Source organism: Bacillus sp. LK2, assembly GCF_001043575.1.
GTDB classification, from domain to species: domain Bacteria; phylum Bacillota; class Bacilli; order Bacillales; family Bacillaceae_G; genus Bacillus_A; species Bacillus_A paramycoides.
This window is the reverse complement of sequence record NZ_LDUK01000100.1, coordinates 1-703: the sequence shown is the minus strand read 5'-3', so window position 1 is coordinate 703 and position 703 is coordinate 1. Positions and strand designations below refer to the sequence as shown.

General features: G+C 38.5%; 1 pseudogene. It reads right to left on the bottom strand.

The annotated features are described in order from the left end of the window. Positions 1-703 (bottom strand): annotated as a pseudogene (locus VK90_RS27255) (NADP-dependent phosphogluconate dehydrogenase); the annotation flags it as partial.

Genomic DNA, 703 nt, shown 5'->3' with positions numbered 1-703 from the left:
GGAATGCCCTGTTGTACAGCCACTGAGATAATTTGACGTAATCCGCCTTGATATGACTCTACAATTTCTTTAAAGTATGGATCAAGTAAAAGGTTCGGTAGGTCAGTGTTTGTCTCATAAGCCTCTTTAATGTTCTGTAAAAAGGCTGCACGAATAATACATCCGCCTCTCCAAAGCATAGAAATGCTGCCAAAATCAAGGTTCCAATCATGTTCCTCAGAAGCTGCCTTCAATTGCGTGAATCCTTGTGCATAAGAACAAATTTTACTCATATATAAAGCTTGGCGCACTGCTTCAATTAATTCGGCTTTTTCAACTCCAATTGCCGCTTTATCTTTAGGTCCAGATAAAACTTTGCTTGCGTTCACACGCTCTTCTTTTAAAGCAGAAATGCAACGTGCAAATACAGATTCTGTGATAATAGGGAGAGATATACCTAAATCAAGTGCGCTTTGGCTTGTCCATTTCCCTGTACCCTTTTGTCCCGCAGTATCAAGAATAACATCCACTAATGGCTTACCAGTTTCTTCATCTTTCTTCGTGAAGATGTCTGCTGTAATCTCGATTAGATAGCTGTTCAGTTCTCCCTTATTCCATTCAGCAAATATTTCATGAAATTCTTCTGCAGTCAAATCAAGTGTTTGTTTCAAGAAGAAATATGCTTCACAAATTAATTGCATATCCCCATATTCAATACCGTTGT